A 21,241-nucleotide genomic window follows, 5' to 3' on the forward strand; every position below is an offset into this window, starting at 1 on the left:
CTCTTCCGTCAGAACCGCATCTCGACCCTGCCCTTGAGAGCGTGGTCGCGGGAGCGTTCGCCGATGGCGGCGGAGTAGGTCAGGCCGAGGGCCGTGGCCTGCGATATCCGCCAGTCGAGCCCGGCCTCGGCGACGAGGGCCTCGCGATCGATCGGGGCGGCGAAGACGGCGGCCGGGGTCGTGCCGGCGACAAAGGCGGTCTTGGCCTGCGCGGTGAGATCGCCAAAACCGTGGCGCCAGCCGAGCATGCCGCGGGCGAACAGCGGCATCGCCCCGATCTGCGCCTCGGCCCGCAGGCCCAGCGTGGTAAAGCCGAGCGTCTGGTCGCTGGAGAGGACGCGCAAGGCCGCCGCGCCGCCGCGCTCCGTACCGGCATCGGTGCTGACCCGGATCAGGGCGAGCTGGGCGAAGGGTTCGAGTGCAATGCCCTGGAAAGCGAAGGCATAGCCGAGCTCGGCAAACCCTTGCGTCACCGAACCCGGCCGCTGCAGGCGCAGGAGATCGCCGAAGCCGCGGATCTGAACCTGGCGGCGGATGTCGCTCTCGCTCCAAGTGTAGGCCGCACCGGCATCGAGCCTGAGGTTGCCGAAGCGGGCGCCGGCATAGAGCGCGGCATGGCCGCTCTCGAGTTTGCCCGAGGACAGGCGGGCATCGAGATCGAAGCGCGACTGGCTGTAGCCGCCGGCGACACCGAGCTTCAGCGAGGAGCCCGGCGCGTCATAGAGCATGACATCCGCGCCGAGCAGCGCACCGCCGCTGCGGCGGCTCATGCTGGCAGCGTTGCCGTCGGCGTCGGTATTGCCGGTGCTACCGAAGGCCGTGCCCCAAAGCGCGTAGCGGGGTTGTGGGATCGGCGCGGGCATCGCGATCCCGCCCTTGCGACCGGGCAGATCGGCGGTGAACGCGCCTGCGACCTGGCCGGGAGCCTGCGTCAGCAGCGGCCCGCGCAGATGGCCGAGGATGGTATCGCGCACCAGCCGGCTCTCGTCGATCATCACGCTGACGGCTTGGGCATGCGCCTCGCCCGAAAGCAGGTCGAAGCCGGCGCGGGCCTCGGCCGCCGTCGCCGAGATCAGCGCGTCATAGACCGGGTTGCCGACCCCCAGCCGCTCCGCCGCGATCGCGATGAAGCCCTGGTTGCGCGTCGCGGCGACCGCGTTGCCGGCTGTGCCGCCGCCATTGTCGGGGCCGAAGGAGTTGCCGTTGCGGGTCATCGTCAGCGTCACATTCTGGCTGTCGTAAGCCAGCGACGGCGTCAGGAAGGCCAGGTTCGACGAAACGCTGCTGAAGGTTCCGCTGACCCCGCCACTCGCGGTCAGGATGGTGTAGCTCGTCGCGGCCGCGTAATTGCCGTTCTCGGCCAGCACCTGCACCGTGCCGCCAGTAATGATCGCCGAACCGGAGGCCACGATCCTGTCGCTCTGGCCGGCGGCGTTGACCTCGACCTGATAGGTCGAGCCGGAGGCGAAGGCGACATTGCCCGAGACGGTCAGCGTCCCGATCGAGTTGCCGGGCGCAACCGTGCCGCCGCTATTGGTGACGATGCCGCCGACCGTGCCGGAACCGCCGAGCGTGCCGCCATCGAGTGTCACCGTGCTGGTGATCGAGCCGTTGACCACGAGCTTGCCGCTCTCGACCTTGGTCGCGCCGCTATAGGTGCTGGTGCCGGTAAGACTCAGCGTACCCGAGCCGCGCTTGGTGACACTGCCCGAGCCGCTGATCACAGCCGCCAATGTCGCGCTGTCGGTAAAGTCGGCGACGATCGCTCCGTCGTTGAGGATCGTGCCGGCATCGAGCGTGACCGTGCCCGCCTTGCCGCCGGCGCCGATGTTGAGCGTGCCGAGCGTGTCGATCCACAGGTCGCCCGAGGTGAGCGCGAGCGCCCCGCCATCGGCGACCGTGACCGAGGCCGCGAAGGTCGCGCCCGAGGCGCCGATCTCCAGCCCGCCGCCGACGTTCCAGCGGGATCCGGCTCCGGTCACCAGCACCGAAGCGGTCGATCCCAGCCCAAGGACGCCATTGACGGCAAGGTTGGCGGTGGAGGTCAGCGTCGCGCCGCCGGAGATCGTCATCGTGACCGGATCGATCCAGCCCTGGACGAAGGTGTCGCCGGTCGTCACCTGGGTGCCGGCGCCGTCGATGCGCACCGCCGAATTGGCGAGGAAGAGATTACTGCCGTTGTCGAGCCTGCCGCCCTGGTCGACGACGAGGGTGCCGCCGCCGACCATGATGTAGTCGCCGAGCGTCAGCGAGCCGCCGCGGATGATGAAGGAGCCGGTGCCGCCACAGGCACAGATCGAGAGATTGCCGCCGAGCGTGCCGGTGCCGGTGTAAATCTGCGAGCCGTTGCCGTCGAATTCGAGCGAGCCGTTGCCGGAGAAGCTGCCTGAGAAGGTCGTGGTCTGGCCGGTCGCGCCCATGCTCAGCGTCGAGCCGAAACCGATCTCGACGGCGCCGGCGCCGGAGAGCGAGCCGATATAGGTGACCACGATGCCGTCGGAGACCTTCAGGGTCGCGCCGGTGGCGACGGTGTAGTCCGAGTTCGCCGAGAAACCGCCCGAGCTGTCGGCGATCAGCGTCCCGCCCAGCACCGCCGTCGCGCCGGAGTAATCATTGTTGCCGGTCAGAGTGGTCGAGCCGGAGACCTGGCGCACCGAGCCCAGGCCGGTGATGTCGGCCGCGAGACTGTAGCCGGCGGTGTGGTTGAAGACGAGCTTGCTGGCGCTGGTGTTCAGCGAGACCGTGTCGACGACGAGGTCACCAGCCGCGGCAGCGGCACTGCCCTCGGCCGCGCCGATATTGATGACGCCGCCGGCGCTGCCGCCGACCAGGCCCGCCTGCAGGACCGAGCTGGCCCCTGTGAGCTCGAACTTGCCGCCATTGGAGAGCGTCAGCGTGCCAGCATTGGAATGGCCGACATAGAGCTCGGTGCCGTTGCCGATCCATTGCGAGCCCGAGCCGGTGATGGTGACGGAACTATCGCCGCCACCGCCGACGATGCCGACGGTACCCGCACCGCCGCCGGTCGTGACCGAGCCGCCGGCCTCGATCCGCAGCGTACCCGAGCCGTGCTCGCCGACCCGCATCGCGCCGGCAGTCTCCCAGCTCGAGCCGATGCCGGTGACGATCGCGGTCGCGCCATTGCTGATATAGGCCTGCCCGCCGACGCTGTTGCTGCCGAGCTTGCCGCCGCCCTCGATGCGCAGCGTGCCCTCGTTGACCCAGGTCCGGCCTTCATAGCCGACCGAGCTGTCGCCGGTCAGCACCAGCGTACCGGCGCCCTGCTTGATGAAGCTGGGGGTGGTGCCGACGGCGCTGATCGTGCCGGTGAGCGTCAGCGTGGTGCCCGCATCGGTCTCGATCCGCCCGCCGCCCTGGTTCAAGGCACCATCGCCGAACACAATGTTCCGGTTGCTGGAGAAGCTCGTCGTCGTGCGCAGGATCGCATCGGCCCCGGTCCCGGCCCCGCCGACGACCGTCGAATTGTTGAAAGTGATCGACGTGCCGGACGCGCCGAGATTGGCATCCGACGAGACCGAAACCGTGCCGGCCGAAATCGTGGTGCCACCGCTATAGAAATTGGTGCCGGTCAGCGTCAGCGTGCCGATGCCGGTCTTGACGACGCCACCCGTACCGATGATGGCGCCGCCCATGGTGAAATTCTGGCCGGTGGTCACCTCGACCGTGGCGTTGGCGTTGAGCACCACCCCCCGCGCCGTCGTGAAGCTCGACGTCACCTGCAAGGTGCTGGCGCCACCAAAGGTGAGTCCGCCCGCCGCATTGCCGAGATTGGCGTCCTGCGAGATCGAGAGCGTGCCCTGATTGAGCGTCGTGCCGCCGGTATAGGTATTGGCGCCCGTCAGCGTCAGCGTGCCGGCGCCATCCTTGGTCACGCTGCCGCCGCCGCTGATGACGTTGCCGACCGTGACCGCAGTCGGCTGGTTGAAGGTCAGTGTGCCGCTGTCGACGACGATGCCGCCGGAGAGGCCGCTGCTGGCGTTGAGGAAGGTGAGCGTATTGTTGCCGCCGGTGAAGTGGATCGCCGCGGCCTGGGTCGCACCGTTGCCCGACATGCCGCCTTCGATCGTGCCCGACGTGGTGATGGTCAGGTTCGAGCCGACGATGCCTTCGCCGCCTGCGCCGGCCGCGCCCGGGCCGCCGGAGCCGTTCGAGCCGCCGGCCGCGCCGCCGTCGCCGCCCCGGATCGTGCCGGTGACCGTAAGGTTCGCATTGCCAGAGTTGAAGAACAGGCCGATGCCGCCCGAGCCGCCGGAACCGCCCTGATCGAAGCCGCTGCTCGACGTCCCGCCCGCGCCACCCGCGCCACCCGTGATCGCGCCGCTGACGGTGCCCGTCTCGCCGGCTCCGTCCACGACCGCGCCATAACCGCCGGCACCGCCGCCGCCGCCGGCACTGATACTGGAGCTGCCGCCGTCGCCACCGACGGTGCCGGGCGTCGCACTCCCCGGAATCGTCAGTTGCGCGGTGCCGTGGACACCGCCGGCACCGCCATTGCCGGCTCCTCCGACGCCCGCCCCGCCAGCTCCACCGGCTCCGGCCCCGGCTCCGCCGCCGCCGCCACCGCCATGGACGTTGCTGCCATTGCCGCCATCGCCGCCAACCCCCGTCGGCGCGTCGATGCCCCCCGCACCGCCACCGGAGCCAGAGATAAAGGTGTTGCCGCCGGCACCGCCATTGGCCAGCACCGGGCCGGCGAGCACCATGGCGAGCAGGACGAGCGCCGTGCCGGCGCGCAGGCGCGCAGCAAGCCGTACGCGGCACGGCTTCTCAACTTCGGCAAAGCGCGCGAATCTCACGAAATCCCCCCAACCAAGCCGCAATCTACCGCGCGGCGCCCCGGCAAGCCATGAACCACCGTTCACATCCGTTGTCGGCGGCACTGTGTTGCAGACTTGCCGCAGCGCACGGGTCCATCGCCTTCGGACGCAATCGCCGAATGTCACAGACGCCGAAGCCGCAGCGATCCCCTTATAGTTTTGGTAATCCCCTCAAAGAACACAGCCATACTGCCTCAACGTCAAGTTGCAACTATTTCGTACGGCTTTTCACGCGGAAAAGCGTTCCGCCGTGGCACTCATCCCCGGTGAACTGCAACCCCGCCGCCCCAAGGACTGGGCGCCGGCGGCAAGTCTTGCTCAGCGGCCCAGCGGGGATATCCGCGCAATCAATCCTCGCCGTGGAAAGCTGAGTTATCCTCCCGTCGTCCTGTCCGACCAAGGGGGCTGTCGCAAGGCATCGTGCGGCCGGGCGGGAGAGCGGTGTCCGTCTTGAACAGCCGTTGCGGGCTGGAATGGCGGAGGGGCTTCGTCGTCCGGGTTAAGCCCGGTCCTGCCGGACCTGAAAGCACGGCGAGGCATCTTACAGAAAACCGCGCGCGGGGTTCGGCAGCGGCGAGCATTTGGCTGCTTCGACACTCGACATCGACATTCGACACAGCGGCGTAATGCTGCCGCGACCGGACCCCGCGCACCCCTTGGGCTTGCGCTCGCCTTTCAGACCCTCGCGGCGGGAGTCGGCGAGGCCATCGGCGCAGCTAGCGCGCGTCCTCGCGCACCATCTGCGCGCCCTTCTCGCCGATCATCATGCTCGGCGCGGCGGTGTTGCCCGAGGTGATCGCCGGCATCACCGAGGCGTCGACGACGCGCAGACCGGCAACGCCGCGCAGGCGCAGGCGCTCGTCGAGCACCGCCATGGCGTCGTCCTCGCGCCCCATCTTTACCGTGCCGACCGGATGGAAGATCGTGGTGCCGATCCGCCCGGCGACCTCGGCCAGCGCCGCGTCGCTCTCGAAGCCCGGCCCGGGCAGATATTCCTGCGGTTTGAAGCGGGCGAGTGGCGGCTGCGCGACGATGCGGCGGGCGAGCTTCAGCGCATCGACCGCGACCTGCCGGTCCTCTTCGGTCGAGAGGTAGTTCGGCGCGATCGCAGGCGCTGCGGCCGGATCGGCCGATTTGAGGTGGACGCTGCCGCGGCTCGACGGGCGCAAATTGCAGACGCTGGCGGTGAAGGCGCCGAACGGATGCAGCCCGTCGCCCCATTTGTCGAGCGAGAGCGGCTGGAAATGGAATTCGAGATTGGCGCTGGCGTAATGCGGCGCCGATCTGGCGAAGGCGCCCATCTGCGAGGGCGCCATGGTCAGGGGGCCGGTGCGGCGCGCCGCGTATTCCAGCGCCATCAATGGCCGGCGCCAGAGCTTGGCATAGTCGGTGTTGAGGGTGCGCACGCCCTCGACCTTGTAGATCGGCCGCAGTTGCAGATGGTCCTGCAGGTTCTCGCCGACGCCGGGAGCGTGCCGGACGGTCTCGATGCCGAGCCCCTGCAACCGCTCGCCATCGCCGATGCCCGAGCGCTCGAGGATGGCGGGCGAGCCGACGGAACCGGCGCTGAGCAGCACCTCGCCCGAGACCGCGGCGTGATAGCGCTCGCCATTGCGCGTCAGTACGACGCCCGTGGCGCGGCCATCCTCGACGACGATGCGCTCGACCATACAGGCGAGCTCCACCCGCAGGTTGTCGCGGTCGAGCGCCGGCTCCAGGAAGGCACGCGCCGCGCTGAAGCGCCGGCCGCGCTTCTGGGTGACCTGGAAATAGGAGGAGCCCTCATTGTCGCCGGTGTTGAAGTCGTCGATCTTGCGGATGCCGGCCGCCTCTGCCGCGTCGCGCACGGCATCGAGGATGTCCCAGCGCACGCGCGGATGCTCGACGCGCATCTCGCCGCCCGAGCGGTGGAAGCGGCCATCGGGCGCGATATGGTCCTCATGCTTGAGGAAGAGCGGCAGGACATCGTCCCAGCCCCAGCCGGTCAACCCCTGCTGGCGCCAGCCATCGTAGTCGGCCGCCTGGCCGCGCATATAGATCATCGCATTGATCGCCGAGCTGCCGCCGACAACCTTGCCGCGCGGATAGGCGAGCGAGCGCCCGCCAAGCCCGGCCTCGACCTCGGTCTGGAACAGCCAGTCGGCGCGCGGATTGCCGATGGCGTAGAGATAGCCGACCGGGATGTGGAACCAGATCCAGTCGTCCTTGCCGCCCGCCTCGACGATCAGCACCTTGCGGCGAGGATCGGCCGAGAGCCGATTGGCCAGCACGCAGCCGGCCGAGCCGGCGCCGATGACGACATAGTCGAAGCTGCCGATGCTGGTCTCGCCGGCCATGGTCGCCGCCCTGCCCTGTTCGCCCTAGTCTCCCGTCAGGGATAGAGTGGTGATGCGGCCTCGGCAACGCATGCCGGGCCGAAACGACGGGACAGCGCCGGAGAGCGGCGTTCGGCCTGCCACGACCCGCAGTTATCGCCGGCTGGTCAAGCCATTGTCTCTTGAGCGAGCCCTCGCTGCTCGCCAAATTCGCGACCGGGGATCGAGGCGAGCAATGCCTGCGTATAGGGGTGCTGCGGCTCGCCGAAGACAGTGCCAATCGGCCCGGCCTCCACCACCTCGCCGCTCTTCATCACCGCGACGAGATCGCAGACCTGGGCGGCGACGCGCAGATCATGGGTGATGAAGACGATCGAGAGACCGAGGCGCTGGCGCAGTTCCGCCAGCAGCTTCAGCACCTGCGCCTGCACGGAGACGTCGAGCGCCGAGACCGGCTCGTCCGCGACCAGCACCGCCGGCTCCAGCGCCACGGCCCGGGCAAGGCCGATGCGCTGACGCTGGCCGCCGGAGAACTCGTGCGGATAGCGTTCGGTCGCCGCCGGGTCGAGCCCGACCAGCCCGAACAGCTCCTTGGCACGGGCCAAAGCCTGCGGCCGCGCCATGCCATGCACGATCAGCCCCTGCGCCACCGCCTCGCCGGCCTTGCGGCGCGGATTCAGCGAGGCGAATGGGTCCTGGAACACCATCTGGATATGGCGGGTCGCCGAGCGCATCTCCTCGCGGCTGAGGCTGGCGAGATCGATGCCGTTCAGGCGGATCTCGCCGCTTTCCGGATCGATCAGGCGCACGAGGCAGCGCGCCAAAGTCGACTTGCCCGAGCCGGATTCGCCGACGATGCCGAGCGTCGCGCCCTTGGGCAGCACCAGCGAGACATCCTTGACCGCATGGGTGATGCGCTGGCCGCGGCCGAGGAAACCACCGGTGCGATAGGTCTTCGAGACATGGCCGATCGTCATGATCGGTTCGTCGGAGAGCACCCGCGCCGGCGGCGCCTTCAGCGGCGGCACCGCGGCGATCAGCTGGCGGGTATAGGCGTGCTGTGGGTTGCCGAGCACCGAGGCGGTCTCGCCGGCTTCGACGACCTCGCCCTTGCTCATCACCGCGACCCGGTCGGCGATCTCGGCGACCACGCCGAAATCATGGGTGATGAACAGGACGGCCGTGCCCTTGCGGCGCTGCAGGTCGCGGATCAGCTTCAGAATCTGCGCCTGGGTGGTGACGTCGAGCGCCGTCGTCGGCTCGTCGGCGATCAGCACCTTGGGATCGAGCGCCAGCGCCATCGCGATCATGGCGCGCTGGCGTTGCCCACCCGAGAGTTCGTGCGGATAGGCCTTGAAGGCGAGTGCCGGATCGGGAATGCGCACTTCCTCGAGCAGAGCGAGCGTGCAGGCCTTGATCTCGGCCGCCGACAAGTCGCTGTGCAGCTCGAACATCTCACCGATCTGGTCGCCGATGCTGCGCAACGGGTTCAGCGCCGTCATCGGCTCCTGGAAGATCATGGCGATGCCGGCGCCGCGCACCTTGCGCATCTCGGCTTCGCCGAGCCCGCAGAGATCGCGCCCCTCGAACAGGATGCGGCCGCCATCGATGCTGACGCCGCCGGGCAGCAGCCGCATGATCGCATTGGCCGTCATCGACTTGCCGGAGCCGGATTCGCCGACCACGCAGAGGATCTCGTTCGCTGCCAGCGCGAGCGAGACATTGGCCATCGCATGCGAGCGATCGCCGCCGGCCGGCAGCTTCACGCTGACATCGTCGAGGACGAGGATCGGGCTCATCGGCTCTTCAGCCTCGGATTGAGGGCGTCGTTGAGCCCCTGCCCGACCAGCGAGACGGCGAGCACGGTGACGAGGATGGCGATGCCGGGAATGGCCGAGACATACCATTGCACCCGCAGTACGTCGCGGCCGGCGCCGATCAGATTGCCCCAGGAGGCGACGTTCGGGTCGGAGAGCTTGAGGAAGGCGAGCGCGCTTTCGAGCAGGATCGCGATTGCCATCACGACGCTGGCATAGACGATCACCGGCGGCAGCGCATTCGGCAGGATCTCGCCGAAGATCAGCCTCATATCCTTGAGGCCGAGTGTCCGGCCCGCCTGCACGAATTCGCGGTTGCGCAGCGAGAGGAACTCCGCCCGCGTCAGCCGAGCCGAAGCCGGCCAGGAGACGATGCCGATCGCGACCGTCACGGTGGTGATGGTCGAGCCGAAGACGGCGACCAGCACCAGCAGCAAAAGGAAGTTCGGCAGGGTCTGGAACGCCTCGGTGACGCGCATCAAGGCAGTATCAACCCAGCTGCCGTAATAGCCGGCGAGCGCGCCGATGGTGATGCCGATCATGATCGAGATCACCGTCGCGACGCCGCCGATCAGGAGCGAGATGCGGGCGCCGTGGAAGATCTGGGCGGCGATGTCGCGGCCGGAATTGTCGGTGCCGAGCAGGAAGCGCGGATTGCTGAACGGCCAGATCAGCGGTCGGCCGGCCAACGCCAGCGGGTCGCGCGGATAGAGAAAGTCGGCGCTCGCCGCCATGGCGAGGACGAGGATGAGCAGCACGAGGCCGATGACAGCCGGAGGGCTGCGGAAATAGAGCTTCACCAGGTCCATGGCTCAGCTCCCCGTCGTGATGCGCGGGTCGAGCCGGGCATAGAGCAGGTCGACGATGAAGTTGACCGTGATCACCAGCAGCGCCGAGACGAAGACGATGCCGAGCAGTGTGTTGAGATCGCGCTGGATCACCGATTCATAGGCGAGCCGCCCGAGCCCCGGCAGCGAGAACACGCTCTCGACCACGACTGAGCCGCCGAGCATGGTGCCGGCCTGCAGGCCGATCAGCGTCACCATCGGCAAGAGCGCGTTGCGCAGGACATGCCGCACGACGACGCGGGTCTCGTCCATGCCCTTCGAACGCGCGGTGCGGACGAAGTCGAGATTGAGCACCTCGAGCATCGAGCCGCGCATGATCCGCAGATAGATCGCCATGTAGAACAGGCCGAGCGTCAGCGTTGGCAGGACGAGGTGCAGGGCGATGTCGAGCACCCGCCGCAAGCCGGTCAAGCTGACCGTGATGTCCTCGAAGCCGCCGGCCGGCAGCCATTGCAGGTAGATCGAGAAGACGACGATCGCCATCAGCCCGAACCAGAAGGTCGGCATCGCATAGAACATCAGGCCAAGGGTGGAGATCAGCGTATCCGGCCATTTGTTGACGCCGCGCGCCGCGACGACGCCGAGGATCAACCCGAAGAAGAAGGCGAAGGAGAGCGAGGCGGTCATCAGGAGGATGGTCGCCGGCAGCCGCTCCGCAATCACCGTCGCCACCGGCTTGCCGTAGATCGCCGAGAAGCCGAGATCGAGCCGGACCAACCGCCAGAGATAATTGCCGAGCTGGGCCCAGACCGAGAGGTCGAGCCCGTAGAACTCGCGCAGCTGCTTGGCGGTGGCGGCATCGCCGCCGCCCATCTGCGCCATCAGCGCGTCGACGGTGTCGCCGGGCGCGAGCTGCAGCAGCAGAAAGACCCCGATCAGGATCAGGAACAGGGTCGGGATCGAGGCGGCAAGACGCCGCCCCGCGAGACTTAGGACACGCATGGGTACTGGCCGGATCCGGCTGCGGGGTTAAGCGAAGAGGTCACTCCGCCAGCCACAGATCGTGCCAGGAGGCCGAGCCCCAGCGCGGCGTGTTGGAGTGGTTGCGGGCCTTGGCGCTGATCGCGGTCAGGAAGATCTGCTCGATCGGCGTCCAGATCGGCAGCTCGGTATTGGCACGCCGGACGAAGTCGCCGTAGAGCGCCTTGCGCTTGGCCGCATCGACCTCGGTCGCCGCATCGTCGATGATCTTGTCGATCGTCGGGTCGGTCCAGTCCCACTGATTGGTCCAGGGCGCGCCCTTGGGCTGGCCGGAGCGGTACCACACCGTGGTCGAGACGGCCGGGTCGTTGCGGTACTGGTGCCAGCCGGTGGCGAGGTCGAAGGCGTGGTCGTCATAGACCTGCTTCAGGAAGCCGCCGCCATCGGTGCGGACGATCTCGATCTTGATGCCGACATCGGCGAGCGATTGCTGGATGAAGGTCGAGAAGAGCGAGATGTCCTCGCCCCAGGGCGCCGGCAGCAGCCGCAGCGAGAAACGCGTCCCGCCGGCGCCCGGCTTGAAGCCGGCCTCGTCGAGCAGCTTGGCGGCGAGCTTCTTGTCGAACGGGTACTGCGGGCCGTTGTCGGCCGGATAGAAATCGGTCGAGACCGAGGGGATCGGCCCGGTACCGCGCTTGGCGAAGTCGCCGAGGAAGTTCTCGATGAAGAACGGGATGTCGAGCGCGTGCGCGATGGCGCGCCGGACGCGGATATCTGCGAGCTCCTTGCGGCGGAAATTGAACTCGATCGTGTTGGTGCGGGCGTTGCCCTCATTGCCCTTGGTCGAGACGATGAAGCGCGGATCCTTGCCGAGGCGGGCCGAGTCCGAGATCGTCAGGCCGGAGAACGGGCTGTAATGGATCTGCCCGGCTTCCATCTGGGCGGCGGCCGCGGCGCGGTCGGTGACCACGCGCCAGACGATCCGGTCGAGATAGGGTGCATTGGCGCGCCAGTAGTTGGGATTGCGCTCGGCGATGACGTGCTGGCCGCGCTCGTACTGGACGAACTTGAACGGGCCGGTGCCGACCGGGGCGAGATTGACCGGGTTCTGGCGGATGTCGCCCTTGCCCTCGTAGAGATGGCGCGGCGAGATATAGCCGAGATCCGGCAGCGCCCGCAGCAAGAGGTTGAGCGGCATCGGGCGCTCATAGCGGAACACCGCCGTCAGCGGGTCGGGCGTGTCGACCGCAGTGAGGAAGAGCTGCAGCGTCGAGCCGTAGTTCAGGATCTTCTTCCACATCTCCATCGCCGTGTACTGCACGTCGGCGGAGGTGAAGGGCTTGCCGTCATGCCAGGTCACGCCGGAGCGGAGCTTGAAGGTGATCGTCTTGCCGTCGGGCGACGATTCCCAGCTCTCGGCGAGCACGCCGACCGGCTGGCCCTTGGCGTCGAGATCGACCAGCTGTTCCTGGATCTTGCCGCCGATGATGTAGACGCCGGTCGAGGCCTGCAGGCTCGGGTTGAGCTGGCGCTGCTCGGCGCCGTAATGGACGGTGAAGACGCCGCCCTTGCGCGGCGTCTCCTGGCCGAAGGAGCGCATCGGGAACAGCACGCTGGAGGCGATGGCGGCGCTGGTCATCAGCGCGGCGCGGCGGGTCATGTCCATGGATGGTCTCCTGGGGGCCGGCGTGCAGGCTCGGCACGATGCGGTCGTCACAAGGCCCCGTCAATGCGACGGGGCCGTTCTCGAAAAGCGGAAAACCGCACTATTGCGGCAGGAAGCTCACGATCAGGCCATTGGCCGAGGCGGCCGGCACGCTGAGCGCCGCGCCATGGCGGACACCGACAGGACCGACCGCCTTGGCGGCGCCGTCGAGATCGGTACTCGCCAGCACGATCGCGACCGCTCCGGCAGGCCCCGCGCCGGCTCGCACCGCCTCCGGATAACGCTGGGCGAGGCCGGCCGCATCGTAGAACAGGAAATCGGCGCGCTTGCCGCCGGACGGGACCAGCCAGCCATCGTCCTGCTGCTTCACCGGCTCGTCGATCAGCCGGCTGAGATGCTTGGCCGCGGCCTTGGGATCGTCGGTGAGCACCTCGACGCGGACGATCCGGCTCGCGCCATTGGCATGGCTCTGCAGCTCGGGGATCCAGACGGTGTCGCGAGTCAGGTGCTGGCAGGCGAAGATGCGCAGACTGCCGGGGTTCTCGTCGAGCGGCCAGCGGAAGACATTGAACTTGGCCTCGCCCTTGCCGCCATTGGGCAGGTCGACCGGGCGGCCGAAATGCACCGGGCCGAGCGCTTCGAGGCCGCGGCTCTTGAGTTCGTCCGCGCCGGCAGCGGCGTCATCGGTGGTGAAGGCGGCCCGCTCGATGCCCTCACGCTCTTTGAGGAAGTCGCGGGTCGGCTTGTTGTGCTCGGTCTCGGCGAGGATGCCGAGCAGCTCGACATAATCGTCGCCGAACATGATCGTGTAGTTGCCGCTGCCGAGGATCGGCGAATGCGTGCCGCGCGGTGAGACGGTGAAGCCGAGGCTCTGCCATTGCCGGGCCGAGGCGTCGAGATCGCGAACCGTCACCACGACGTGATCGAGGCCGAGAATGTGCTTGAGCGGCATGACGCCCCCTTTGTGACCAGAACTCAACAGAAGGGAGAGTTCATCCGAACGGAGGTTAGGGCGCAACCATTTCGGGATGACGTTTCCTGCAGCCCCCGCTGCGCGGGAGACATAGCGTCGGGAGAATAGTCTTTTCAAGAACCCGGAAACAGAAGCCAAAATTTGGTAAAATCCAGTCGTTTCAGGCCAGAAAAATAGAAAACTATTCCCCATCAGATAATGTGCCGGGAACAGCCTACTTGCAGGCCCGCAGCCATGGCGGCAAGGATATGGACACGCCCGCTATGCGGGTTCTTGCTCACCCCCTGCCTGGTCGAAAGATGTCGCCGATGACTGCCCCCTCCCCTGTCGCCTGGCCGCCCTCGCTCTGGGCCGCGACGGCCCAGCCCGGCCCCGTGCTCGGGACGCTGGAAGGCACGGTCGAGAGCGACGTCGTGGTCATCGGCGCCGGCTTCACCGGGCTTTCGACCGCGATCCATCTGCGCGAGAGCGGGGTCGGCGTCACCATCCTGGAAGCCGCCGAACCGGGCTGGGGCGCCTCGGGTCGCAATAACGGCCAGGTGATCCCGACGCTCGCCGGCCATGACCCCTCCGCCATGACCGCCCGGCACGGCGAAGCTGGCGAACGCTTCAACGCCGTGCTGCGCGACGCCGCGCAATACCTCTTCGACCTCGTGCGCAAATACGAGATACCGGCCGAGGCCGAGCAAGCCGGCTGGGTCCAGCCAGTGCATTCGCCGGGGCGATTCAAACTGGCCGAGAAGCGCGTTCGGGAATGGTCGGCGATCGGCGCACCGGTCGAATTGCTCGATCGGGCGGCGACGGCTGAGATGCTCGGCTCGGATGCCTGGTTCGGCGGCTTCTGGAACCCCACCGGCGGCCATATCAACCCGCTCGCCTTGACCCGGGGCCTCGCCGAGGTCGCGCTCCGGCTCGGCGCGACCATCCATGCGCGCTCGCCCGCGGTGAGCATGGTGCACCAGAACGGCCGCTGGGTAGTGACGACGGCGAAGGGCTCGGTGACGGCCCGCGCACTCGTGCTGGCGACCAATGCCTATACCGGCGAGTTCGAGCCCAGCCTCGCCCCTGAGATCGCCAATGAAGTGATCCCGGTCCTGTCCTGGCAGATGGCGACCAAGCCGGTCAGCGACAACGTCGCCAAGACCGTCATCCCCGGCCGGCAGGCGATGTCGGACACGCATCGCGAGCTCTATTTCGCCCGCTGGGACGCGCGTAACCGTCTGGTCACGGGTGGCGCCGCGATCCTGCCCGGAGCCGGCGGCGCCAATCTGCGCCCGGCGGTCGCGGCACGGCTGAAGCGGCTCTGGCCGCAGCTCGGCGATGTCGAGTTCGACTATGTCTGGTCCGGCTATGTCGGGATGACCCCCGACAATCTGCTGCAGCCGCAGGTGCCGGGCTATCCGCGCATCCACCAGCTCGGGCCGAACGGTTTTGGCTGGGTCGGCTGCAATGGCCGCGCCGTCGCGTTGTCGATCTCGCTCGGCCGCGAACTGGCGAAGGCAATACAGGGGACAGCGCTGGAGACGCTGGGGCTGCCACTGTCGACGCCGAAGCCGCAGCCCTTCCAGGGCTTGGTCCGCCGGATCGCGCCGCTGGCCCTGCCGCTCTACCGCAGGCTGGACGCGCAGGAGATTTAGGCAGTCTCCCCCAAAAGGATCGCGCGGATTTCCTGCCAGCTCTGCGCATCAGGCGCACAGAGCAGGCCGAGTGTCGGCTGCGCCGGCCGGTAGGGTTGGCCGTCGAGCATGCGGACATGGCCGCCGGCCTCGGCATGGATCAGCGAGCCCGGCGCGTGATCCCAGGCATTGAGCCGGCCATAGAGCAGGAAATGGCCGTTGCCCGCAGCAGCCAGCCGGTATTCATGGCCGCAGCAGCGCAGAGAGCAGACATTGGCGAAGGCCGGTGTGCGCCCCGGCAGCGTGCTGCGCAGCGGCTCGGGGAAATACTGCCAGCTCATCATCCCGGTCATCTCGCGCGGAGTGGCCGCCTGTGCCACCCGCAGATCGCGGCTCTTGCCGTCATTGCTGCCAAGCCAGGCGCCCTCGCCGCGCAGCGCCATGGCGCTGTCGGCGACGACGGGATCGTGGATCACCGCGGCGACGACCTCGCCCTTGACGACTGCCGCCGCCATCACCGCGAACAGCGGCAGGTCGGAGGCGTAGTTCAGGGTACCGTCGATCGGATCGATGACGAAGGCGAGATCGGCATCGCCAAGCCGCTCGATCAGGGCCGGGTCGGCAGCGGCAGCTTCCTCGCCGATCAGCGCCGCGCCTGGAAAGGCGCGCGCGAGCTCGGCGCTGATGAAGCGCTCCGCCGCCTCGTCGGCCTCGGTGACGAGATCGGTCGCCGAGCGCTTCTCGCGGATCTCGCCTTCGCCCAAATTGCGGAAGCGCGGCATGACCTCGCGCCGGCCCGCTTCGGCGAGGATGCCGGCGAGCCTCTCATGGTCCTGGCGGGTGAAGATCATCGTAGTCCAGTCAAGGATTGGGGGGTGAGCTAGCCGAGATCGAACTCGACGAGAATCGGCTGATGGTCGGAGACCTTGGTCTCGACATCGCAGATGACGGTGCGGGCCCGGGCCGCAAGATCGGGCGTCGCCAGCACATAGTCGAGGCAGCCGGGCTGGCCATAGGTCTGGTCGAACAGGTTGGCAGTCGGCGGATGCGGCATCTCGCCCTTCACCGCTGCCCAAAGATCGACCAGCGGCGGCTCGCCACCGTCGAAGGGCGCGAGCAGCCGCGCCAGCACCGGATCATCAGGGCGCATGTTGAAATCGCCGGTCAGCACCGCGCTCGGCGAGCTCGGCGTCATCCGGTAGGTGTGCGGCCCGGCCGCCCGGGGTTTGGCATGGCGGGCCAGCGCCATGCGGTGGGCCTCGCGAATGCCCTCGACCTGCGCGGCGCGCAGCTCCGAGGCCGAATACTCCAGATGCGTCGTCATCAGCCTGACCGGGCCGAGCGGCGTCAGCGCCATCGCCTCGATCAGAACGCGCGGCATATTGCGGGTCTCGGCGGCCTCCCAGGGCAGGAGGTGGCGCAGAGCCTGCGCCACCGGATAGCGGGTCAGCAGCAGGTTGCCGAAGCGCTGGCGACCGCCCTTGCCGTCAGCGACATCGACGCCGATGCCCTCGATCGCGGTGAAGCCCGGCAGCAATTCTGCGAAGCGGGCGAACTGGTCGGTCTCGTCGTTGAAGTCGAGCTCGGGGAAGTTGTCGGCGACCTCCTGCAGGCAGAGCACGTCGAAATCCGCCATCTGCCGGGCATGGGCGACGACGCGCGCCGGATCGACGCGGTTGTCCATGCCGCGGGCCCACTGAATGTTCCAGGTGATCAGCTTCATCTCACTTGATTCCCGCGCGCATGAAACTCTGCACGAACTGACGCTGGAACAGCAGGAAGCCGACCAGCAGCGGCGCCGAGGTCATCAGCGTCGCCGCGCAGATCACCGCCCAGTCAATGCCCTGGTCGCTCGACGAGAACACCTGCAGGCCGACCGTCAGCGGCCGCGACTCCACCGAATTGGTGACCAGCAGCGGCCAGAGGAAGTTGTTCCAGTGATAGCTCACCGAGACCAGCCCGTAGGCGATATAGGTCGGCTTGGCGAGCGGCACATAGACCCGCATCAGCACCTGCAGCGGGCTGGCCCCCTCGACGCGGGCGGCATCGTCGAGTTCCTTCGGCACGGTCTTGAAGGTCTGCCGCAGCAGGAAGATGCCGAAGGCCGAAGCGATATAGGGCAAGGCGATCGCCGGGATCGTGTCGATCAGGTTGACCCTGGCGAGGGTGCGGTAGTTCTCGACGATCAGCGCGTCCGGCATGATCATCAACTGCGCCAGGATCAGCGCGAAAGCGATGTCGCGCCCCCAGAAATCCTGCCGCGCCAGCGCATAGGCGGCGAGCGTGCCCAGCACGAGCTGGAAGGCGAGGATCATCGTGACCAAGATGAAGGTGTTGAGGAAATAGCGGGCGAAGGGCGCCGCCGCCCAGGCGCGGGTGAAGTTCTCGAAGGTGAGCGGCGCGGTCAGCTCGAACCGGGTGGTGTACTCGGCCGGGTGGATCGCAGCCCAGACGGCATAGGCCAGCGGCAGCACCCAGATCAGGGCGAGCAGGATCGCACCCAGGGATTCGAGCGTCAGAGCCAGGCCCTTCGGCGCGTAAGGATCGGGACGGGTCGCAGCCATCGGCTGTGGGTGAGGTGCAGCACTCATTGGTAATGCGTCCTGCGTTCGAGCCAGCCGTACTGGACGAAGGCGACGAGCGCGAGCAGCGCCAGCAGCACGCAGGTCAGCGCCGCCGCATAGGCGGTGTCCCAGAAGCTGAAGCCGACCTGGTAGATGTAGAACAAGAGCAGCGTCGTCGCATTGTCCGGGCCGCCGCGCGTCATCACGAAGATATGGTCGACCATGCGGAAGGCGTTGATCACCGCGTTGATCAGCACGAACAGCGTCGTCGGCATCAGCAGCGGGAACTGGATGCGCCGGAAGAAGGTCCAGCGCGAGGCGCCCTCGATCGCCGCCGCCTCGCCGAGGCTGGGCGGGATCGCCTGCAGCGCCGCGAGGTAGAAGATCATGAAGAAGCCGGCTTCCTTCCAGATCGCGACGATGGTGACGGCATAGAGCGCCGTATCCTGCGAGCCCAGCCAGTTGGTCGAGCGCCCACCGAAGGCGCCGACGATCTGCTCGAGCAGGCCGTATTGCGGGGTGAAGAAGAACAGCCAGATATTGGCGACCGCGATCATCGGCAGGATGGTCGGGGTGAAATAAGCCATCCTGACCAGGGTCCGGCCGGCGATCCGGTCGTTGACCCAGACGGCCATCAGCAAAGCGAGCGCGATCGAGGTCGGGATGGTGCCCATGGCGAACCAGAGATTGTTCGCCATCGCCTTCCAGAAGATCGGGTCGGCCGCCATCTGCTCGTAATTGTCGAGCCCGACGAAGCGCGCCGGACGGCGCGCCCGCGGCGTCGACATGAAGCTGTCGATGAAGCTCGCGACCGCGGGCCAGTGCGTGAACAGGGCCAGGCACGCCATGGCCGGCAGCAGGAGCAGCCAGCCATGGATCGTCGCGGTCGCGCGGTTGCTCATCGGCTCAGCGATAGGACTTCAGGATACGCTCGGCCTCGGCCTGAGCATCAGCCATCGCCGGGCCCGGTTGCTTGGTGCCGGTCAGAGCCGCCTGCAGGCCGTCGTTCAGCGCCTTGGTGACGCGCTGGTTCTCATGGGTCGAGAGCTCGGCGACGGCGGTCGGCAGCTGGTCGCGGGCGACGAGGGCCTGTGGGAAGTCGGCGACGTACTTCTTCATCGCCTCGGTCTCGTAGGCCGCCGGCGTCACCGCGACATAGCCGGTATCGGCACTCCATTGCGCCGCGCGCTCGGGCGTGGTGATCCAGCGCACGAACTTGAACGCCGCTTCCTGCTCGGCCGGGCTCGCCTTCTTGGAGAGGTAGAAATTGCCGCCGCCGGTCGGGCTGCCCGGCTTCTTGCCGGCGGGCAGGACCGCGACGCCGAAGGGGAACTTGGCGTTGGCGCGGACATTGGTCAGGTTGCCGGTGGTGGTCCACATCATCGCGACCTTCTTCTCGAAGAAGTCGCGCGGCGTCGTGCCCCATTCGACGATCCCCGGCGGATGGACCTTGTGCTTCTGCGCGAGGTCGACCCAGTACTGCAGCGCCTCGACCACTCCCGGATTGGCGTAGTCGGTCTTGTCGCCGGCAGCATTGGCGAGGATGGCGCCGGCCTGCGTCGTCAGCCCCTGGAAGAGCCAGTATGGAAAGCCCGAAGACGGGATCTGGATGCCCCACTGGCTGGTGTTGCCGGCGGCATCGCGCTTGGTCAGCTTCTGGGCGAATTCGAGCTGCTCGGCCCAGGTCTTCGGCGGCTTCTCGGGATCGAGCCCGGCCTCCTTGAACAGTTCCTTGTTCCAGTAGAGCACCACCGTGGAGCGCTGGAACGGGATGCCCCAGGTCTTCCCCCCGGTCTGGCTGTTCTCCATGAAGCCGGGGAAGAAGCTGGAAAGCCACTTCTTGTCGTCCTCGGTCTTGATGAAGGGATCGAAGGGAACAATCGCTTCCTCGTCGATCAGGGTGAACATGTCGGTCGAGAGCAGCACCGAGAGCACCGGCGGCGTGCCGCTCTTATGCGCGGTCAGCGCCTTGACGATGGTCTCCTGATAGGTGCCGGCATAGATCGGCTTGACCTTGATGGTCGGGTTTTCCTTCTCGAAGCCGGCGGCATAGGCGTCGATCAGCTTGGTGATCGGCCCGCCCACGGCGACCGGATAGAAGAATGACAATTCGGCGGATTGCGCGAATGCGGGTTTCGCCACGGCGAGCGAGCCGGCAAGAGCTGCGGTCCCGCCCAGAAATTCACGCCTGTCCATAGTCGTATTCTCCCCTGCTACGGCGTTTTGAACGCCTGGTTGTTCAGACGTCGTCAGTCGAGGACGAGCCTGTGCTCTGTCTTCAGGTCGAACCAGTGCACCGCCGATTGCGACAGCCTGATGTGGACCTTATCGCCTGCCACAGCACGGACCTTCCCGGGCCGGCGCACGATGAAGGGCTGGCCGTCGATCCGGGTCTCCACCAGCGTGTCGGCGCCGAGATATTCGACGGCGACGACATCGGCCGCGATGCCGGCATCGGTGAGCTCGGTCATCTCGGGCCGGATCCCGACCGCGAGCGAACCCGGTTCGGCACGGGCCGGCGGCGAAAGACCGTCACCGCCTGCCGCCAGGATGGAAGCAAGCGGTATGACGTTCATTGGCGGCGTTCCGACGAAGCGCGCGACGAAGATCGTCGCGGGGTTCTCGTAGAGCTGGTCGGGCGGTGCGTCCTGCTCGATCTGTCCGTTGCGCATCAGCACGACCTGGTCGGCCATGGTCATCGCCTCGACCTGGTCATGCGTGACATAGACCATGGTGATGCCGAGGCGCTGTTGCAGCTCGCGGATCTCGCGGCGCATCTCGACGCGCAGCTGGGCGTCGAGATTGGAGAGCGGCTCGTCCATCAGGCAGACCGGCGCCTCCGCGACGATGGCGCGGCCGAGCGCGACGCGCTGCTGCTGGCCGCCGGAGAGCTGCGAAGGCTTGCGCTCGAGCAGGTTCGCAAGTCCGAGGATCGAGGCGGCGCGCTTGAGCCGCTCGTCGCGCTCGGCGCGCGAGACCTTGCGCACCTTCAACCCGAACAGGATGTTCTCGGCGACCGAGAGATGCGGGAACAGCGCGTAGTTCTGGAACACCATGGCGATGCCGCGCTGCGAGGGCGCCGCGCCGGTGACGTCGCGCCCGCCGATCGCGATCGTGCCGCTGCTGCTGTCCTCCAGCCCCGCGATCAGCCGAAGCGTGGTCGACTTGCCGCAGCCGGACGGGCCAAGCAGCGCGACGAGGTCACCGCCCTTGACTGTGAAGCTGATGTCGTCGACCGCGGCCGCGCCGCCCCAGTGCTTCGAAACGGCCTTGAGATCTACCGAAACCATGCGCGACCCGGCCATCCCCAGTGCCATCGTGAGCCGGCGCATAAAACTGGACTTACCGGCTACGAGCAAGCGGTCAGCTTGATGCTAAAATTCGTGCTGAGACAAGGGAGGCCAGCACGCATTCGCGAACTCCTGTGCGAACTGCGGCAAAGCTGGCGAGTTCTCTCCACGCCTGCCCATCGCACTCCTAAGCAGCATGCAGCTGGGGTCGACATTCGCTCTGGGACAGTGAATTGCGTGGGTTCGGAGTTCAAATTGAACCGGCAGCAGGCAAAAATATCGAGCCTCATGGCAGGGGGTTACAAGAGCCGCCTTGCGCCAACACCTGACATTGGATCGGTGCCGAAAAACGGACGTTGGCTGATCTCTACACCCGGGGCTTCACAAGAGGTC

The 21,241-nt window shown here is 67.4% G+C and carries 14 protein-coding genes; 1 reads left to right on the forward strand and 13 read right to left on the reverse strand.

What is annotated here, in order from left to right:
- Positions 1–8: 8 nt before the first annotated feature.
- The 7 genes from VGV58_RS15605 to VGV58_RS15635 form a co-directional block, all read right to left on the reverse strand.
- The gene (locus VGV58_RS15605) at positions 9–4,817 is read right to left on the reverse strand and encodes an autotransporter domain-containing protein (protein ID WP_326874954.1); all 4,809 of its coding nucleotides are present in this window, start codon (positions 4,815–4,817) and stop codon (positions 9–11) included.
- A 737-nt stretch (positions 4,818–5,554) separates the two neighbouring features.
- Complete coding sequence (locus tag VGV58_RS15610) at positions 5,555–7,174, reverse strand: GMC family oxidoreductase (RefSeq protein ID WP_326874955.1); 1,620 nt, start codon at positions 7,172–7,174, stop codon at positions 5,555–5,557.
- Between the two features lie 146 nt (positions 7,175–7,320).
- Positions 7,321–8,952: an ABC transporter ATP-binding protein gene (locus VGV58_RS15615; RefSeq protein WP_326874956.1), complete on the reverse strand. Its 1,632-nt coding sequence runs from the start codon at positions 8,950–8,952 to the stop codon at positions 7,321–7,323.
- On the reverse strand, positions 8,949–9,779 hold the full coding sequence (locus VGV58_RS15620; protein ID WP_326874957.1) for an ABC transporter permease: 831 nt from the start codon (positions 9,777–9,779) through the stop codon (positions 8,949–8,951). Before VGV58_RS15620 ends, VGV58_RS15615 begins: the two co-directional genes overlap by 4 nt.
- A 3-nt stretch (positions 9,780–9,782) precedes the next feature.
- Positions 9,783–10,760, reverse strand: a complete 978-nt coding sequence (locus tag VGV58_RS15625) for an ABC transporter permease (RefSeq protein WP_326874958.1) — start codon at positions 10,758–10,760, stop codon at positions 9,783–9,785.
- A gap of 40 nt (positions 10,761–10,800) precedes the next feature.
- A complete protein-coding gene (locus tag VGV58_RS15630; RefSeq protein WP_326874959.1) occupies positions 10,801–12,405 on the reverse strand; it encodes an ABC transporter substrate-binding protein in 1,605 nt (534 codons plus the stop codon).
- A 100-nt stretch (positions 12,406–12,505) separates the two neighbouring features.
- Positions 12,506–13,357, reverse strand: a complete 852-nt coding sequence (locus VGV58_RS15635; RefSeq protein ID WP_326874960.1) for a VOC family protein — start codon at positions 13,355–13,357, stop codon at positions 12,506–12,508.
- 329 nt (positions 13,358–13,686) lie between these two features.
- On the opposite strand from VGV58_RS15635, the gene VGV58_RS15640 reads away from it, so the two are divergent.
- Complete coding sequence (locus VGV58_RS15640; protein WP_326874961.1) at positions 13,687–15,015, forward strand: NAD(P)/FAD-dependent oxidoreductase; 1,329 nt, start codon at positions 13,687–13,689, stop codon at positions 15,013–15,015.
- Here the strand turns inward: VGV58_RS15640 and VGV58_RS15645 are convergent.
- Genes VGV58_RS15645 through VGV58_RS15670 form a run of 6 tightly spaced genes read right to left on the reverse strand, consistent with a single transcriptional unit; the run spans position 15,012 to position 20,848 of the window.
- The gene (locus VGV58_RS15645; RefSeq protein WP_326874962.1) at positions 15,012–15,845 is read right to left on the reverse strand and encodes an inositol monophosphatase family protein; all 834 of its coding nucleotides are present in this window, start codon (positions 15,843–15,845) and stop codon (positions 15,012–15,014) included. The two genes, VGV58_RS15640 and VGV58_RS15645, sit on opposite strands and share 4 nt — an antisense overlap.
- A 29-nt stretch (positions 15,846–15,874) precedes the next feature.
- Positions 15,875–16,717, reverse strand: coding sequence for an endonuclease/exonuclease/phosphatase family protein (locus VGV58_RS15650; protein ID WP_326874963.1), 843 nt, complete (start codon positions 16,715–16,717; stop codon positions 15,875–15,877).
- A 1-nt stretch (position 16,718) separates the two neighbouring features.
- Positions 16,719–17,558: a carbohydrate ABC transporter permease gene (locus VGV58_RS15655; RefSeq protein WP_326876149.1), complete on the reverse strand. Its 840-nt coding sequence runs from the start codon at positions 17,556–17,558 to the stop codon at positions 16,719–16,721.
- A gap of 23 nt (positions 17,559–17,581) precedes the next feature.
- Positions 17,582–18,460, reverse strand: coding sequence for a carbohydrate ABC transporter permease (locus VGV58_RS15660; RefSeq protein WP_326874964.1), 879 nt, complete (start codon positions 18,458–18,460; stop codon positions 17,582–17,584).
- A 4-nt stretch (positions 18,461–18,464) separates the two neighbouring features.
- Positions 18,465–19,754 (reverse strand): ABC transporter substrate-binding protein, encoded by a 1,290-nt coding sequence (locus VGV58_RS15665; protein WP_326874965.1) that lies wholly within the window; start codon positions 19,752–19,754, stop codon positions 18,465–18,467.
- Positions 19,755–19,807: 53 nt separating this feature from the next.
- Positions 19,808–20,848 carry an ABC transporter ATP-binding protein gene (locus VGV58_RS15670; protein ID WP_326874966.1) on the reverse strand — a complete coding sequence of 347 codons (1,041 nt, stop codon included), beginning with the start codon at positions 20,846–20,848 and terminating at the stop codon, positions 19,808–19,810.
- Between the last annotated feature and the right edge of the window lie 393 nt (positions 20,849–21,241).

It is taken from the genome of Allobosea sp., from assembly GCF_035944895.1.
GTDB lineage: Bacteria > Pseudomonadota > Alphaproteobacteria > Rhizobiales > Beijerinckiaceae > Allobosea.

Excerpts from the sequence above, each read along its gene's own strand:
- VGV58_RS15625 (WP_326874958.1), bottom strand. The coding sequence starts at position 10,760 with ATGCGTGTCCTAAGTCTCGCGGGGCGGCGTCTTGCCGCCTCGATCCCG.
- VGV58_RS15650 (WP_326874963.1), bottom strand. The coding sequence starts at position 16,717 with ATGAAGCTGATCACCTGGAACATTCAGTGGGCCCGCGGCATGGACAAC.
- VGV58_RS15660 (WP_326874964.1), bottom strand. The coding sequence starts at position 18,460 with ATGAGCAACCGCGCGACCGCGACGATCCATGGCTGGCTGCTCCTGCTG.
- VGV58_RS15670 (WP_326874966.1), bottom strand. The coding sequence starts at position 20,848 with ATGGTTTCGGTAGATCTCAAGGCCGTTTCGAAGCACTGGGGCGGCGCG.
- VGV58_RS15640 (WP_326874961.1), top strand. The coding sequence starts at position 13,687 with ATGACTGCCCCCTCCCCTGTCGCCTGGCCGCCCTCGCTCTGGGCCGCG.
- VGV58_RS15635 (WP_326874960.1), bottom strand. The coding sequence starts at position 13,357 with ATGCCGCTCAAGCACATTCTCGGCCTCGATCACGTCGTGGTGACGGTT.
- VGV58_RS15620 (WP_326874957.1), bottom strand. The coding sequence starts at position 9,779 with ATGGACCTGGTGAAGCTCTATTTCCGCAGCCCTCCGGCTGTCATCGGC.
- VGV58_RS15645 (WP_326874962.1), bottom strand. The coding sequence starts at position 15,845 with ATGATCTTCACCCGCCAGGACCATGAGAGGCTCGCCGGCATCCTCGCC.
- VGV58_RS15655 (WP_326876149.1), bottom strand. The coding sequence starts at position 17,558 with ATGGCTGCGACCCGTCCCGATCCTTACGCGCCGAAGGGCCTGGCTCTG.
- VGV58_RS15630 (WP_326874959.1), bottom strand. The coding sequence starts at position 12,405 with ATGGACATGACCCGCCGCGCCGCGCTGATGACCAGCGCCGCCATCGCC.
- VGV58_RS15615 (WP_326874956.1), bottom strand. The coding sequence starts at position 8,952 with ATGAGCCCGATCCTCGTCCTCGACGATGTCAGCGTGAAGCTGCCGGCC.
- VGV58_RS15665 (WP_326874965.1), bottom strand. The coding sequence starts at position 19,754 with ATGGACAGGCGTGAATTTCTGGGCGGGACCGCAGCTCTTGCCGGCTCG.
- VGV58_RS15610 (WP_326874955.1), bottom strand. The coding sequence starts at position 7,174 with ATGGCCGGCGAGACCAGCATCGGCAGCTTCGACTATGTCGTCATCGGC.